Source organism: Tenacibaculum dicentrarchi (genome assembly GCF_964036635.1).
GTDB classification, from domain to species: Bacteria; Bacteroidota; Bacteroidia; order Flavobacteriales; family Flavobacteriaceae; genus Polaribacter; species Polaribacter dicentrarchi.
Map to the genome: position 1 here is coordinate 2,647,773 of NZ_OZ038524.1, position 17,089 is coordinate 2,664,861.

Genomic DNA, 17,089 nt, shown 5'->3' on the forward strand with positions numbered 1-17,089 from the left:
AACTATCTATTATAGAGTTATTTTAATTCACTTCTTAACTTCTCTACATACTGTACAATTTGCCAACGTTCATTGTATTGTAATTGTCCTGCATGAGATCCCATTAAATTTTTACCATACATAATAACATGATAAATATTACCAGGGTTTAAGTCTCTTTCTTTATAGTTTGGTATACCGTTAAATTTATCTCTTTGAGATAAAATTCCGTTACCATCACCTTTTTTACCATGACAAGCAGCACAGTAAATTCCGTATAACTCCTTACCTTTTGCTAAATTCTCTTCAGTAGTAGGTAAAGGGTTTTTTAAAGTTGCTTTTGCTTTTTCATATCCTTCATTTGTATTAGGAATATCATAAGCTACAATACCTTTTCTACTTACTGTACCTGCAACAGGTAACCTGTCTACCATTTTATTATTTATACCATTTGCACCATTCGCATCATAAGGAACAGATACATACATATCAGGCATATATTGTAGTTGTGGTTTACGTTTATCTCCACATGAAATAACACTTGTTATAACAACTAAAGCTACGATTATTTTCACAAAACTCTTCATATCTCTTTATTAGTGCTTTTCTACTATGTTAATTTCTACAGCTCCTGTTGTTTCTAACAAAGCCTTTAACTCTTCCTCATTTCCATTAACAGGAATTTCCATTAAAAAATGGTCATCTGTTGTTCTAGGGTCAGGATTCTCTGCTTCTTTAAATGGCCATATTCTACTTCTCATATAAAAAGTAATAACCATTAAGTGAGCTGCAAAAAACACTGTTAATTCAAACATAATTGGCACGAATGCTGGCATATTAGCAAACCAACTAAAGTTTGGTTTACCACCAATATCTTGTGGCCAATCTTGAATCATCATATAATTAGTCATCCAAATAGCAAAACTTAAACCTGTTATTCCGTAAAAGAATGCAGTAATAGCTAAACGTGTAGGTGCTAATCCTAATGCTTTGTCTAATCCGTGAACTGGGAATGGACAAAATACCTCTTCAATGTGATGATGTTCTCCTTTGATTTTCTTAACGGCATCCATTAAGATATCATCATCATTATAAAATGCGTGAATTACTTTACTAGTGCTCATTGTTTTCTTCTCTTAATTTTTTAAAATTCTGTCCTGAAGACTTCAAGATAGTCTTAACTTCTGCTTGTGCAATTACTGGGAAAGTTCTTGCATATAATAAGAATAATACAAAGAAAAAACCAATAGTTCCTACAAAAATACCCACATCTACAAATGTTGGCTCAAAACGCCACCATGTTGATGGTAAATGACCTTTACTTAGTACAATTGCAATAATATCGAAACGCTCAAACCACATACCAATATTAATGATGATAGAGATGATAAAAGAGAAAATAAAGCTTCTTCTTAATTTCTTAATCCATAAAAATTGTGGTAAAATAATATTACACCATAATAATGACCAGAATGCCCATCCGTAAGCACCTGCTTCAGCACCAAAAGATAAATAAGTATAATTTTCATAAGGTGAACCTGTATACCATGCAATAAAGAATTCTGTTGCATAAGCTACAGCTACAATACCACCTGTTAAAAGGATTACGATATTCATATATTCTACGTGTAAACGTGTAATATAAGCTTCCATATTTGTAACCTTACGCATAATACCTAATAAGGTTTGTACCATTGCAAATCCTGAAAAGATTGCTCCAGCTACGAAATAAGGAGGAAATATTGTTGAGTGCCATCCTGGGTTAATAGAAGTAGCAAAATCCATTGATACAATTGTATGTACTGAAAGTACTAATGGTGTAGCTAAACCTGCTAACACTAATGATACTTCTTCAAAACGTTGCCAATCTTTAGTTCTACCTGACCATCCGAAAGATAATAAACCGTATATTTTCTTTTGAAAAGGCTTTACTGCTCTATCACGAATCATTGCAAAATCAGGTAATAAACCTGTCCACCAGAAAACTAATGATACAGATAAATAAGTTGAAATTGCGAATACATCCCATAATAATGGTGAGTTAAAGTTAACCCATAATGATCCGAATTGATTTGGCATTGGTAATACCCAATATCCATTCCATGGACGTCCCATGTGAATAATAGGAAATAAACCTGCTTGGAATACGGCAAAAATTGTCATTGCTTCTGCCGAACGGTTAATTGCCATTCTCCATTTTTGACGGAATAATAATAGTACTGCAGAAATTAAAGTTCCTGCGTGACCAATACCTACCCACCATACGAAGTTGGTAATATCCCATGCCCAACCAATGTTTTTACTTAATCCCCATACACCGATACCTGTACCGACTGTATAGAAAATACACCCAAACCCCCATAACATTGCTGCTAAGGAGATAAAAAATGCGATATACCAATTTTGATTTGCTTTACCTTCTATCGGTTTTGCAATGTCTTCAGTGATATCATGGTAACTTTTGTTACCCAACACTAAAGGTTCTCTATAAGATGATTCGTAATGAGACGACATAAATCTATATACTTATTAGTTTTATTATTAAGCTTCGTTTGTATTTCTTACTTTCACTTGATACACTACATTTGGTTTTGTTCCAATATAGTCTAATACGTGAAAAGCCCTATCATCCTCTTTTAATGCAGCCACTGCATCTTTAGGATTATTAACATCTCCAAACACCATTGCTCCTGTAGAACAAGCCGATGAACATGCTGTTTCAAATTCATCTTTACGTACCGCTCTACCTTCTTTTTTAGCATTTAAGATAGTTGCCTGTGTCATTTGGATACACATAGAACATTTTTCCATTACTCCACGAGAACGAACTACTACATCTGGGTTTAACACCATTTTTCCGTATTCGTTATTCATATTGAAGTCAAACTCTTCATTTTCTGAGTAATTAAACCAGTTAAAACGACGAACTCTATAAGGACAGTTGTTTGCACAATATCTTGTACCAACACATCTGTTATAAGCCATTTGGTTTTGACCTTGACGACCATGTGATGTTGCTGCTACTGGACATACTGTTTCACACGGAGCATGATTACAGTGCTGACACATCATTGGTTGGAAAGCTACTTCTGGGTTTTCTGCAGAATTTTCTAAAGCGTCAAATAAATCACCTTTACTTAATTCTAAAACTTTTTCAGTATACTTTCTTTCAACTTCTTTATTAGATAATCTAGGATTTTCAGCTCTAAATTCTTCAATAGTCATTGAAGCTTCATGTTGCTTATCTGAAACAGTAGAAGAATAATAACGGTCAATACGTAACCAGTGCATATCTCTACCTACTCTAACTTCATCTTTACCAACAACTGGCACATTGTTTTCTGCATGACATGCTACAACACAAGCCCCACATCCTGTACAAGATGTTAAATCAATAGATAAATTAAAGTGATGTCCTATTTCACGGTTATGTTCTGCCCATAAATCAACACTTTTAGCTTCAACCTCTTGGTGATCATAAGATACCATTGATGGTTTATTCCAAGTATGTTTTGGATCTAAAGTTTTATCAGATACTTGCTTTAAAGTAGCTTCTTTTAAAATATCATTACGACCTGCAAGAGTACTTTGTACTTGAGTACAAGCAAACTTATGCCATCCTGATGTTTTTTCAATAGAAACATTGTATTGAACATTGTTTCCATCTTTATAAAGAGGATACGCGTTTAAACCAACTTGCATCTCATCTTTTAAACTTTGAGTTCTACCGTATCCTAATGCTAAACTTACAGATCCTTTTGCTTGACCTGGCTGAATCATAACTGGAACTTTCTCTACAGAAACTCCATTTACTGTTACAGTAGCATAGTTACCATTAATAGCACCATTATCTTTCACAGGATTTTCAAAACCTAATTCTTTAGCATCAGCCATTGAAACGGTTAAGTAATTATCCCAAGATGCACGTGTAATAGGGTCTGGTAATTCTTGTAACCAAGGGTTATTTGCCTGTTTACCATCACCTAATGCAGTTGATGAAAATAAGTTTAATTCAAATCCAGAAGCAGTACTTGTAGCTTTTAATAACTCAGATACTGTATTTGTTATAACTACTGCAGATTCAAAAGTTTCTTCTTGTTCAGAAGTAATAACATTTGATTTGAAAAAACCATCGTGTAATGCTTGATTCCAAGATGCTCCTGCTAAAACATTAGTACTCCAAAACTCTTTTAAAGTATCATAATAGTTTACAGAACTACCTGACCATTTTAATAACACATCTTGTAACTGACGTGTATTAAATAATGGTGAAATTGTTGGTTGCATTAAACTATACGTACCTTTAGTTATTGTAACATCTCCCCAACTCTCTAAGTTATGAGGTGCTGGTAACGTATATTGTGTAGCATTAGCTGTTGCATCATTTTGAGTTGATAAAGCAACAGATAATTTTAATTTCTTAATTCCTTCTGCTAAATCAGCAGCATTTGCTAAAGTATATAAAGGATTTGTATTATAAGTAACTAAACCTTTTACAACTCCTGCTTTAATATCAGCAACTAATTGAGCCACTTGAGTATCGTTACCTTGACGTGTTAAATTAACAGCTTTAGTATCGAATATCTCACTATTTAATTTCTCGTTAATAGCAAAAGCAATTAACTGAGCATTTTTATCATTTAATCCAGTAACAACAACTCCTTTTGATCCTGCCTTTTTTAAACTAACTGCTAGTTTTTTAATTTCAGCATCAATTTTAGTTGCTTTAGAAGGAATTGACTCTCCTGTTACTTCGTTATATAAATTAACTAAAGCATATACTTGTTCAGATGGTTTTACAACCAATCTTTTATCAGCATTTGCTCCTGCTAAAGACATATTACTTTCTACCTGAACATGGTAAGACATTTTACCAGATTCAGCTCTACGACCGTCAGCATATGATTTTTCATAACCTCCTTGCCAGTCTCCAATAAAGTCAGCTCCAATTGAAGCAATTACTTCAGCTTTACTAAAATCGTAATTAGGTAAAGCACGTGTACCATACATTGCTTCAAAAGCATCTGCAGTTGCACTTTCTGAAATAGCATCATAAACAACATGCTTTACGTTTGGATACGCAGCAGTAAATTCTTTAATTACTTTTTCAGTTGAAGGACTTGCTAACGTACCTGTTAATAATACTACAGGTTCGTTTGCTGTTTTTAACTCATTTAAAGTTGCTACAATTTCTTTATCTGCAGTTGCCCAAGAAATTTGCTCAGCACCTTTTTTAGGTTCTTTTAAACGTAATTGATCATCGTATAATGATAAAACAGATGCTTGAGTACGTGCGTTTGTTTCTCCTGATGCTAATTTATTAGGCATTACAAGAATTGGACGACCTTCACGTGTTTTTACTAATACGTTTGCAAAATCAAAACCATCTGCAATTGTAGTTGCATACCAATCTGCAACACCTACAACGATATCATTTGGTTGTACTACATAAGGGATTGATTTTCTTACTGGACCCTCACAAGCTGCTAAAGAAGCTGCTGCTGTGGTAAATCCAACATATTTCAAGAAATCTCTACGTGAGGTTGATGAAGTTTCTAACGTTTCTTTATCACCTAAAAATTCATCTGTAGGAATATCTTGTACAAACTCATTATTACGTAGCGTTTCAACAACAGAACTACCTTTTAGTTCTTCAACACTTTGCCAGTATTTTTTGTTTGAAGCCATTTATATATGTGTTTTTCTACTTTCTAATTGATTAATAGTGGCACTTACCACACTCTTTTCCACCTAACTGAGCAATTGATACTTGATCAACGCCATACTTTGCTGCTAATTGCTTATGAATTTTCGCATAGTACTCATTTCCTTTCAAGTCAACTTTAGTCTCTTTATGACAATCGATACACCAACCCATTGTTAATGGAGAGTACTGATATACCTCTTCCATTTCTTCAACTGGCCCGTGACATTTTTGACATTTTACACCTGCAACAGTTACGTGCTGTGAGTGATTAAAGTATGCAAAATCTGGTAAATTATGAACTCTAACCCATTTAACAGGTTTAGTGTTACCAGTATATTCTAAATTTTCAGCATCCCATCCGGCAGCATCATATATTTTAGCTATTTCTTTATCTAAATCAGATTTAGTTAAAGTATGATCATCCATAACCACTTTGGTATCATCGGCTACTTCTGAAATATTTTTATGGCAATTCATACAAACACTTACTGAAGGAATACCTGAAGTTTTACTATGTTTTGCTGAAGAGTGACAATATTGACAATCTATTTTGTTATCACCAGCATGAATTTTATGTGAAAAAGCAATTGGTTGAATTGGCTGATACCCTTCATCTACTCCTACTTTAAATAAGGTTCCGAAGAAAAAATAAGCACCAATTAAAGCACAAAATATAACAATTAACACTTGTAAAAAGGTATTTTTCTTTAGCCCCTCCCATAAATCAGCTGTTTGACCTGCTAAACCAGGTGTTTTAGGAGCGCCTTTTAACTCACTAATTGTTTTTAATAAACTAGCGATAATTAAAAAAGCAACAACAATCGCTGCTCCTAAAATATAAATCAACCATCCAGGAGCATCTCCTTTTTCAGTTGAACCAGCTGCAGTAACTTCAGTTGCACCTGCTTTTTTAAGTTCCCCTACGGTTGTATAATAAAGAATATCATCGATATTTTTATCAGTTAACTGAGGAAAAGCCATCATACTAGATTGCTTGTATTCTTCAAAAATTTCAATTGCATCTTTATTACCTGAAGCTCTAAACGCGGCATTGTCTTTAATCCAAGACTTTAACCAATCGTTTTCTCTTCTACTTTCTACGCCTCCTAACTTAGGACCTACAAGTTTTTTGTCTAACTTGTGACATGAAGCACATAAAGATTTAAATAATTTTTTCCCTTCTTTTTGACGAGATTCATCAACATCTTGTGAAAATGCTGAAAAACTCACTAATAAAACTAAAAAGAAAGCTAAACTCTTTACGAGTGTCTGGGTTAATCTGTTGTGATGTTTCACACTTTTCATACTGTTAAATATAAGTTTTAATACATTTTTATCTACAAGGCTATTAGTAAAATAGCACATAGAAGGTTACGCAAAAGTACTACTTCTATATAAATTTTGAAAAGTTAAGAGAATCCTAATTTATAATTTATATTTGTTCTAAATAACTTAAGTAAACAATCTATTAAATTACAAGTCATTACTTTTGTACAAAGTTTTAATTAAATGGAAAAAAGAGGTCTTATACTAACTTTAGCGCTATCACTTTCAATAAGTGTTTTGAGTGTAAAAGCACAGCAAAATCAAAAGAACAACAAAGATATTGCTGCGCTAATTGCAAAAAAAAGAACATATAATAAAAACAATGGTACTGGTTATAGAATCCAATTATATAACGGATTAGAAAGTAAAGCGAAAAGTTTACGAAACAGATTTAATCTTGAATATCCAGGGATTTTTACTAAAATAACATACGATCAGCCTGATTGGAAAGCACAGGTTGGCGATTATAGAACAAAATTACAGGCAGATAGAGCTTTAAATAAAATAAGAGAAAAATTTAACGGATCGATTGTTATTCCGCTATAATTTCATTAAAATAAACAGTTAAAAGTCAAAAACTCAGTACTAAAATTAATACTGAGTTTTTTGATGCTTATTCTATAAATCCTTTTTTTACATATTTAAAAGAATTATGATTCATCAGAATGATCAATAATATCAATATTTTTTGAACGTTTTTCCCAATTTGTTCTGGCTAAATTTTGCAAATCGGCAACACGATCACTTTCATCCATTATTTCAAAACCTAAAAGGGTTTCAATGACATCTTCTTGAGTTACCAAACCACTTACCGCACCATATTCATCAATAACTAATGCTAAATGCTCACGTTCTTTTACTAATTTGGTAAATAAATCAGGAACTGATAATTCTCTTTTTGCTACTAAAATATCTCTTTTGATAGAACTTAAAGGTAGGTTTCCTTTTTTATCAATTAAAGCTAATAAAAGTTTATCTTTTAAAATATAACCTGTTATGTTATCTGAATTTTTAGAAAAAACAGGAACTCTTGAAAAGTTTAACTGCTTATTATCATCAAAAAAAGATTGAATTGTTTTATTTTCATCTGCTGATACTACCACAGTTCGAGGTGTCATAATATCTTTTGCTTGAACGTCTTTAAAATTTAGCATGTTTCTAATAACATTACTTTCATCTTCATGAAAAACACCTTCTTGCTCAGCAATATCTGTCATTACTGAAAAATCTTCTCTACTTAAAATACTTTCCCCATGTGCCGATTTCCCACCAATTAATTTAGTTGCTAATTGTAAAATCCATAGAACTCCTGTCCATTTTAATGGAAAAATCATCATTTTTAAGGCTGTTGTAGTAAAGCCAGCTAACTGTTTCCAATAAGTTGCTCCAATGGTTTTTGGAATAATTTCTGAGGCAACTAAAATTAAAATAGTCATCACTGCCGAAACAATAAAAACACCATAACCATCATCATTAAAAATTTTCTTAGCCTCTGTTCCTACTAAAATTGCTCCTACTGTATGTGCTAGAGTATTTAAAGTTAAAATAGCAATTAAAGGCTTATCAACATCTTTTTTTAAGGCTTCTAAATCGGTTGCAAAAGATGTACCTTCTTTCTTTTTAACATTTATAAAAGTAGCGGTTACACTTAATAAAACAGCCTCTAGAATAGAACAGACAAAAGAAAAGAAAATAGAAACTGTAGCGTATATGATTAATAGTGTCATTTAATTGAATTTTATTTTTAGCTAAAATACATAAAAAAAACCTCAAACATTACTGCTTGAGGTTTCTTATAATTATATAATAATACTCTTTTTATTTAGAAACCGTAGCTTAAACCTGCTAACCAGTAAGATTGTATTTTTCCTGGGGTTGCTGCTAAAGAAGGGTAATTTGTTAATTCTGAATTAAATGCTTCTTGTTTATTAGCTCTTAAACCAGATTCAATTCCTACTCCAATACCTTTCCAAATATTAAATCCGATAGAGTTTATCCAAGTAGCGTTTGATAAATCTGCTGATTTATAGCTTTGGAAAGTTGATAAGTTAGATCTGAACTTAAAGTTACCAATTTTCTTGTTGTATTCTGCAACTATTTTAGCTCCTAATGATGAATCAAAGTTTGATCCTGATTTGCTAAATACATAGTTGTAGTTTAATGGATGTGCAACTACCACTAATTCTGGCATAGGAATCCAGGTAAGCCCTAGTCCAAAATCTAAATATCCTGGATCGTTAAAGTTTTTAATTAAAGATGTTCTGTATTCAACTAATGTTGATGCTGCTAATGTTTTTGTTAATTTATAACCAAATAAAGATGTTAGCGTAAAAACATCTGTAGTTCCCTGAAAATCAGTGTCATCAGTAGCATTATCTTTATCATCTAACTTAACCCACCCTAAATTGATATTTCCTGAATTTCTCCAGAAATATTTATCTCTATCTAAATTAGCAAAACCATTTGCTGTAATACCTACATTTCCTGCAGATGAATTAGGAACAGCATTAGAGTACCATTTGTTGAAACCTGAAAAATTTGCTCCAATAGTACCAAATGCACCAAATTTCCATCCTGGAAACGCATCAATTTTAGATTGTAAAGCACTTGCTTCACCTTGTAATTTACTTATCTCACCTTTTTTATCTGTAAGATCTTTTTTTAATTCTTCAACTGTTTGTGCTTTTAAAGAAGCAATAGCGCATACAAATGCGAATGTTAAAACAATTTTTTTCATGCTGTTAATTTTATAATTTTTTAAGAGCGCAAAACTACGCTTTTTATTAGACAATATTATTTTATAAAAGTCACTTTTTATCGGCTTATTTTTTTTTAAATAAAGGCACCGTTGAACAGGCTTCCCCAAACATAATACTTTTACAAATTGGCTGGATTTTGCTTACCAGCAGTGTATAAGCACTTTGTGGTATTGATTTATTAGAACAGCCTTTTATTATTAGTCTTTTATCTTGATATTCTGTGGTGTTTAAATTAGTAATAATGTCATTAAAAAGTACGGTTTCTAGCAATTCTAAATTTCCTACTACTACTTTTTTAGCAAATTCGGTTAACTTTGTTGTTAATAAAAGATATGCCCAAGAAGGAATAATAGCATCCACCGAACAACTTAAAGCAATATAATCACCTTGGTATTGCGACCAATTATGATTTTTAACTTGTTCTCGGAAGTCTTTTTCACGAAGAATTAATTCTTCATATAACCAATCTTTAATATCAAAAACAATACGATTTCCTTTTGGATAAAAATCTTCAAGATCAATAGTTATTAATTGACTATTGGCTACTTTATTTATAATTTGTGCTGCCATTTTTATAGCATTCCAAGTTCTAACTTCGCTTCTTCACTCATCATTTCGTTTGTCCAAGTAGGATCAAAAGTAATTTCAACCTCGCAGTTGTTAATTTCTTCTAATGATTTTACTTTGTTTTCAATATCAACAGGTAAACTTTCTGCTACCGGGCAATTTGGCGAAGTTAAGGTCATTAAAATTTTAGCATCGTTTTCTTCCGATACGAATACATCATAAATTAATCCTAACTCATATATATCTACTGGAATTTCAGGATCGTAAATTGTTTTTAAAACACCTACTATTTTATCTCCTAATTCGTCTAGTTGTTTATCTGTCATCTTTCCTACTTCTTTTCGTTGTTAATTTTGACTATTAATTTAGGTTGTCAATTTTGATTGTTGCGCTATTGCATACATTTTTATCTGCTTAATCATAGAAACTAAACCATTTGCACGGGTTGGGCTTAAATGTTCTTTTAAACCAATTTCATCTATAAAATCAGTTTTTGCAGCTAAAATTGCTTGTGGTGTTTGATTAGAAAACACCCTTAATAATAGGGCTACAATTCCTTTGGTTAAAATAGCATCGCTATCGGCAGTAAACAGAATACTGTTGCCAGATAACTCTGAATATAACCAAACTTTTGACTGACATCCTTTAATTAAATTTTCATCTAACTTAAAAGCGTCCTTTATTATAGGTAATGATTTTCCTAAGTCAATGATATATTCGTAACGCTCCATCCAGTCATCAAACATAGAGAACTCGTCAATAATTTCTTCTTGTATTTCTTTGATAGTCATTTTTTAAAACTATTTTTGCACTGTGACACTTTGTTAAAAGTGCAAAATTACAGTAAAAAAATAAGAAATGAGCAAATTATTAGCAGTTGGTACCGTAGCATTTGATGCTATTGAAACACCTTTTGGTAAAACAGATAAAATATTAGGAGGTTCAGGAACTTACGTAGGTTTGGCAGCTTCTAATTTTGGAGTTAAAACCGGAGTTGTTTCTGTTGTTGGAGGAGATTTCCCTCAATCATATTTAGATATGATGAACAGTAAAGAAATTAATACCGATGGTATTGAAGTTGTAAAAGAAGGTAAAACTTTTTTTTGGAGCGGTAAATATCATAACGATATGAATTCACGCGATACCTTAATTACAGAATTAAATGTATTAGAACATTTTACCCCTGTAGTGCCTGAAGCATTTAAAAATGCAGGTATTGTAATGTTAGGAAACTTACACCCCTTAACACAAGCATCTGTTTTAGATCAGATGACCGAAAAACCAAAATTAGTAGTATTAGATACGATGAACTTTTGGATGGATATCGCTTTAGATGATTTACACACCGTTTTAAAACGTGTAGATGTTGTTACTATTAATGACGAAGAGGCGCGTCAATTAAGTGGAGAATATTCGTTAGTAAATGCTGCGAAGAAAATTCATGAAATGGGTCCTAAATATGTAATCATTAAAAAAGGAGAACACGGAGCTTTATTATTTAGTGAAGGAAAAATGTTCTTTGCCCCAGCATTACCGCTAGCCGAAGTATTTGATCCAACAGGAGCAGGTGATACTTTTGCAGGAGGTTTTTGTGGATATTTAGCAAAAACTGAAGACATTTCGTTTGACAACATGAAAAACGGAATTATCTACGGTTCTAATTTAGCGTCCTTTTGTGTTGAAAAATTTGGAACACAACGAATGGAAAATCTTACAAAAGAAGAAGTGCTAACACGCTTACAAGCTTTTAAAGAATTAACACAATTTGATATAGATTTATCATAAATTAAAAATCCGCGCTTTTTGCTGCGGATTTTTTTATAGTACACAACAACAACAACACACTATTAAATATTTTTTCAAAATGAGTGACGCTATTAAACATGAATGTGGTATTGCAATGGTTAGATTATTAAAACCATTACAATATTATAAAGATAAGTACGGAACCGCTTTATACGGGGTAAATAAAATGTATTTATTAATGGAAAAACAGCACAATCGTGGGCAAGATGGTGCAGGTTTTGCTAGTATTAAATTTGATGTAGCACCAGGAACCAGGTATATTAGCAGAATTCGTTCTAATCAACCGCAACCAATTAAAGATATTTTCGGAAAAATTAACAACCGTATTAACGGTGTTTTTGAAGAAAATATTGAAAAAGCAAACGATACCCAATGGCAACAAAATAATGTTCCTTACTTAGGTAACTTGTTTTTAGGACATCTTCGTTATGGTACTTTTGGAGGGAATTCTATCGAAAATGTACACCCTTTTTTACGTCAACGTAACTGGAGACACCAAAGCTTACTTGTTGCTGGTAACTTTAACATGACCAACTCAAAACAACTCTTAAATGATTTAATTGATTTAGGACAACACCCAAAAGAAGCTACCGATACCGTTACCGTAATGGAAAAAATAGGTCATTTCTTAGAAGCTGAAGTTACTAACTTATACCTAAAAGCAAAAGAAGCTGGATTTAGTAAAAAAGATGCCTCTCCTTTTATTGAAAAAAATTTAGATATCCAACGAATTTTACAGCGTTCAGCAAAAAACTGGGATGGTGGTTACGCTATGGCTGGTTTATTAGGACATGGTGATGCCTTTGTTTTAAGAGATCCATCGGCAATTCGTCCTGCATTTTATTATCAAGATGATGAAGTTGTAGTGGTAGCCTCAGAGCGTCCTGCAATTCAAACGGTATTTAATGTTGATATTAACGAAATCAAAGAAATTGATAGAGGTCATGCCTTAATCATTAAAAAAAATGGTAAAACTTCTATGGCACCTGTTTTAGAACAACGTGTTAAAAAAGCCTGTTCTTTTGAGCGTATTTATTTTTCAAGAGGAAGCGATGCCGATATTTATACTGAACGTAAAAACTTAGGGAAATATGTATTCCCTGAGGTTTTAAAATCGATTGATAACGATATTGAAAATGCTGTTTTCTCATACATCCCTAACACTGCAGAAACTTCATTTTTTGGAATGATGGAAGCTGCCGAAGATGTGTTAAATCAGCAAAAAACAGCTGCTATTTTAGCAGGTGGTGGAAAATTATCGAAAGAAAAAGTAACCGATATTCTTTCTAAAAGACCTCGTTTTGAAAAAATAGCTATTAAAGATGCAAAATTAAGAACTTTTATTACTGACGATAGTAGTAGAAACGACTTAGTAGCCCATGTTTACGATGTTACTTATGGCGTTGTAAAACCTACCGATAACTTGGTAATTATTGACGATAGTATTGTTCGTGGTACGACTTTAAAGAAAAGTATCATTAAAATATTAGATAGATTAAACCCTAAGAAAATTGTAGTTGTTTCTTCGGCTCCTCAAATTCGTTACCCTGATTGTTACGGTATTGATATGGCAAAAATTAATGATTTTATCGCCTTTAAAGCTGCTTTAGAATTATTAAAAGAAACCGATCAGTATGGTATTATTGATAGCGTATATGCCAAATGTAAAAAGCAACAGGTTAGCCAAGATAAAGATGTTGTAAATTATGTAAAAGAAGTGTATGCTCCTTTTACTGATGAACAAATTTCTGCTAAAATTGCTCAAATGTTAAAAACTACGAATATTTCTTCTAAAATTGAAGTAATTTTCCAAAATGTTGAAAGTTTGCATAAAGCCTGCCCTGATAATTTAGGTGATTGGTATTTTACAGGTGATTATCCTACCGATGGTGGAAACAGAGTGGTAAACCAAGCGTTTATTAACTTCTATGAAGGAAATGACGAAAGAGCTTACTAAGTAAAAAAATAAAAGTAGAAATGCAATGCATTGCGTAATAAAACCTGTATAACCAAAAAACCTGAACAAATATTGTTCAGGTTTTTTTATGTGTTTAAAATATATAAAATTCTTAGTTGTTTATTGTCCAAGAAATATAATATAACTGCCCTATTTGACCAGATCCTGGTGCAACATAGTATTCTTTACCGAATAAGTTTGTTCCTCCAACTTTAATTCTCGATTTCATAGAGGGAATAAAGTAGTTTAATTGTGCATCAAGCACAGTTCTTGCGTCTACATTACCTTTTACGAATTTCGAAACCCACTTATATTTATCCGACCATCTAGCATTAATATTAAACCCTACATTTCTGAAAAGTTTACTATTTCCAAACTGCAATTTTACAGCATGTTTTGGTGTATTAAAATTAGGTTCAAATTGTCCGTTATCTTTATCTTCAAACTCATAATCATTAAAATTATAGTTTACTCCAAAATCAAAATTTTTGAATAATTTAGTATGCATCCCTAAAGCAAAACCATAAGAATCAACATTAGATTTACTATTGGTTATAATACTAAAATCTTCACAAAACCCTTGTGCTATAGAAATAAAAGCCATTTCGTCATAAACCACAACACCTTGGTCGTTTATAATAGGAGTGTAATTAAGAGCTTCTATTTCTTGTTGAGTTAATTTTTTATTTCCGAAAGGATATACTTTTCCTAAGCTAGGGGTTGTTATATCTTGTGTAAAAACAAAATTATCATGCTTACTATAATACCCGTTAATATCGATATCGAAATTGGTGTTATTATTTAAACGAAACATACTTCTATACCCTAATTCAAGTGTTTTAACTACCTCTGGAAGAACCTCTCCATAATCAGATTTAATTGCCTTCGAATAATCACCGTCAGCTTTAAACGCAGTGCTAGTTAATACAGAATTATTTAGTATTTCTTGTCCAGTTACGACTCTTGTCTGGTAGTCATTTAAAGTAGGGTCAAAAACTGGCGTGTAGTTTTCAGAAGATATTCTATCTAAGTTAGCCTTAACAGTTCCTATTGTTGTTTTAATTGATGGATTTAAAAACATATATTGTTCTTGAACTGTTGGGTTTCTAAAACCTGTTTGATAAGAAGCTCTTAACACATGATTTTTATCAGTACCTAAAACATAATTCAAGGCTATTTTTGGTGAATAATTTCCATCAAAATTAGTTGCTTTATCATAACGAAGTGATGTTGTTACTTTTAATCTCTCATTAAATAGTTTTTTCTGAATTTGAGAATAAAAACCATATTCTTCTATTTCTATCTTTTCAAAAGCATCATTAAAAAGTGTTCCTTTAGAGTTCGGATTATATTTTCTGTAAGAACCTCCTACTTGAATATCAGCCCAGTTATTCAATAATCGTTTAAAATTATAGTTACCATCTAAATGCTTATAATGACTTTTTTCATATAAAGCACTACCACCTTGTGAAATTAATGTTGATGTAATTTTATTAAACTCTTTATTAAATAATTTGGTATTTGGTTTTAACCTATGTAAATCTATTAAGGCTCTAGTATTAGCTATTGTTTTTCCTTCAAGATAATGTTTGTTATAATACTCAAGTTCCCAATAATAAAAAGTATCAGGATAACGATTAAGCTCAATTCCAGTTTTTGTTAAATCGTATGAATTACCAGAGTCATTTCCGGTATAGTATCCTCTAACATAAAAATCGTTCCCTTTAACTTCTATTTTATGTTGTTCTGTAAAATAATTACGCTGTACAAATCTACTTGTACCTTGAAAAAGGTTATCTCTTAAAGAAAACCTAGAAGATAATTCAATTTCTAAACGCTCATCTTTAAAAGGTCTAAAGTGTAATGCTCCTGAAAATCGGGTATTATTGGTTTTAAAATCATCTTTTAAAAGCTCGCTTTCACTATAACCTGTTCTTCTTAAATATGTTCCATAAGGTATTTCGGCACTACCAGGCATATCATATTGTAAATAACCATTCCATTGGCTCAAATCAAAAAAAGTCTCATCTCCATAGGTATTAACACCATCATAATTAACTGTTGAACTGATATCTCCAGGAATTATTTCATGACTAATAATTTCCTTATTTCTTAAATCATTGGCATGCCACTCTTCAGCTTCATAATAAGAAAAATTTACTTTTGCAGCAAAATAGTCATTAAATTTATACGCCATTCGTATAGAGGCGTCATAAAAAGGATTATTTCCACCTTCTTTTTGGCTAGTATATCCTGTTTTAAATAAGCTACTAATTCCTGTATAATCAAATGGATTCTTGGTGTTCATTAACATCAAACCGTTATAAGCATTAGCTCCATATAATGCAGAAGATGCTCCTGGTAAAATTTCAACACTAAGGATGTCTAATTCTGAAACCCCTGAAAAATTCCCTGTACTAAAACTTAATGCCTGTGCTGCGGTATCCATACCGTCAATCATTTGGACGAATCGAGAGTTGCTAAAATCCGAAAAACCTCTTGTATTTATAGATTGAAACCCATAACCTCCTTCTCTAGATTCTACTCCTTTTAAATTTGCTAAGCCATTATAAAAAGAATTAGCGGATGTATTTTTAACCTCTGTTAAACCAAATCTTTCAATTGTTACTGGCGATTCAATAATTTTTTCAGAAACCCTAGATGCTGAAATAACAATTTGATCTAGTAATAAGCTTTCTTTTAATATGATATTTATTGGCGAACCTAAACTTCTGATAATCCGTTTTTCTGTTTGATAACCAAAAGCAGAAATTATTAGCGTTACCGGTAATTTTCGCAAGGTTTTCAAGGTAAACTTACCATCTGTAAAAGTAGTAGTAGTAGTACTTTCTGTTTTTATAGTGATTTTAGCATTATAAAAAGGCTCTAGATACTCATCGTAAACCTCTCCTTTTATTTCTATTTGTGCGTATGTAATTACGCTACAAAAAATAAAAAACATCCCTATTAATTGTTTTTTTAACATCG

General features: G+C 31.9%; 14 protein-coding genes. 3 read left to right on the forward strand and 11 right to left on the reverse strand.

Annotation, left to right across the window (positions count from 1 at the left end):
- Positions 1–17: 17 nt before the first annotated feature.
- The 5 genes from ABNT14_RS11625 to ABNT14_RS11645 are packed head-to-tail and all read right to left on the reverse strand — an operon-like array spanning position 18 to position 6,991.
- Positions 18–554 (reverse strand): c-type cytochrome, encoded by a 537-nt coding sequence (locus tag ABNT14_RS11625; RefSeq protein WP_317042235.1) that lies wholly within the window; start codon positions 552–554, stop codon positions 18–20.
- Positions 555–575: 21 nt separating this feature from the next.
- Positions 576–1,103 carry a DUF3341 domain-containing protein gene (locus ABNT14_RS11630; RefSeq protein ID WP_101903357.1) on the reverse strand — a complete coding sequence of 176 codons (528 nt, stop codon included), beginning with the start codon at positions 1,101–1,103 and terminating at the stop codon, positions 576–578.
- Complete coding sequence (gene nrfD, locus ABNT14_RS11635; protein WP_101903358.1) at positions 1,093–2,493, reverse strand: NrfD/PsrC family molybdoenzyme membrane anchor subunit; 1,401 nt, start codon at positions 2,491–2,493, stop codon at positions 1,093–1,095. Before nrfD ends, ABNT14_RS11630 begins: the two co-directional genes overlap by 11 nt.
- A gap of 27 nt (positions 2,494–2,520) precedes the next feature.
- Complete coding sequence (locus tag ABNT14_RS11640; protein ID WP_101903359.1) at positions 2,521–5,667, reverse strand: TAT-variant-translocated molybdopterin oxidoreductase; 3,147 nt, start codon at positions 5,665–5,667, stop codon at positions 2,521–2,523.
- Between the two features lie 31 nt (positions 5,668–5,698).
- Positions 5,699–6,991: a cytochrome c3 family protein gene (locus ABNT14_RS11645; RefSeq protein ID WP_101903407.1), complete on the reverse strand. Its 1,293-nt coding sequence runs from the start codon at positions 6,989–6,991 to the stop codon at positions 5,699–5,701.
- Between the two features lie 204 nt (positions 6,992–7,195).
- Here ABNT14_RS11645 and ABNT14_RS11650 point away from each other — a divergent pair, with 204 nt between their 5' ends.
- Positions 7,196–7,558, forward strand: a complete 363-nt coding sequence (locus ABNT14_RS11650; protein WP_101903360.1) for an SPOR domain-containing protein — start codon at positions 7,196–7,198, stop codon at positions 7,556–7,558.
- A gap of 104 nt (positions 7,559–7,662) precedes the next feature.
- Here the strand turns inward: ABNT14_RS11650 and ABNT14_RS11655 are convergent, their stop codons facing one another.
- From ABNT14_RS11655 to ABNT14_RS11675, 5 genes are all read right to left on the reverse strand, one after another.
- A complete protein-coding gene (locus tag ABNT14_RS11655; protein WP_101903361.1) occupies positions 7,663–8,739 on the reverse strand; it encodes a CNNM domain-containing protein in 1,077 nt (358 codons plus the stop codon).
- Positions 8,740–8,834: 95 nt separating this feature from the next.
- Positions 8,835–9,749: a DUF3078 domain-containing protein gene (locus tag ABNT14_RS11660; RefSeq protein WP_101903362.1), complete on the reverse strand. Its 915-nt coding sequence runs from the start codon at positions 9,747–9,749 to the stop codon at positions 8,835–8,837.
- An 85-nt stretch (positions 9,750–9,834) separates the two neighbouring features.
- The gene (locus ABNT14_RS11665; RefSeq protein WP_101903363.1) at positions 9,835–10,341 is read right to left on the reverse strand and encodes a DUF2480 family protein; all 507 of its coding nucleotides are present in this window, start codon (positions 10,339–10,341) and stop codon (positions 9,835–9,837) included.
- Positions 10,342–10,343: 2 nt separating this feature from the next.
- On the reverse strand, positions 10,344–10,664 hold the full coding sequence (locus ABNT14_RS11670; protein ID WP_058886069.1) for a DUF59 domain-containing protein: 321 nt from the start codon (positions 10,662–10,664) through the stop codon (positions 10,344–10,346).
- 39 nt (positions 10,665–10,703) lie between these two features.
- A complete protein-coding gene (locus ABNT14_RS11675; protein WP_101903364.1) occupies positions 10,704–11,129 on the reverse strand; it encodes a SufE family protein in 426 nt (141 codons plus the stop codon).
- Positions 11,130–11,196: 67 nt separating this feature from the next.
- Between ABNT14_RS11675 and ABNT14_RS11680 the strand changes: the two genes are divergently transcribed.
- The gene (locus ABNT14_RS11680; RefSeq protein ID WP_101903365.1) at positions 11,197–12,123 is read left to right on the forward strand and encodes a PfkB family carbohydrate kinase; all 927 of its coding nucleotides are present in this window, start codon (positions 11,197–11,199) and stop codon (positions 12,121–12,123) included.
- 79 nt (positions 12,124–12,202) lie between these two features.
- Positions 12,203–14,101 carry an amidophosphoribosyltransferase gene (locus ABNT14_RS11685; RefSeq protein ID WP_101903366.1) on the forward strand — a complete coding sequence of 633 codons (1,899 nt, stop codon included), beginning with the start codon at positions 12,203–12,205 and terminating at the stop codon, positions 14,099–14,101.
- Positions 14,102–14,213: 112 nt separating this feature from the next.
- Here ABNT14_RS11685 and ABNT14_RS11690 read toward each other — a convergent pair whose 3' ends face one another.
- Entirely contained in the window at positions 14,214–17,087 is a 2,874-nt protein-coding gene (locus tag ABNT14_RS11690; RefSeq protein ID WP_101903367.1) for a TonB-dependent receptor, read from the reverse strand.
- Positions 17,088–17,089 lie beyond the last annotated feature (2 nt).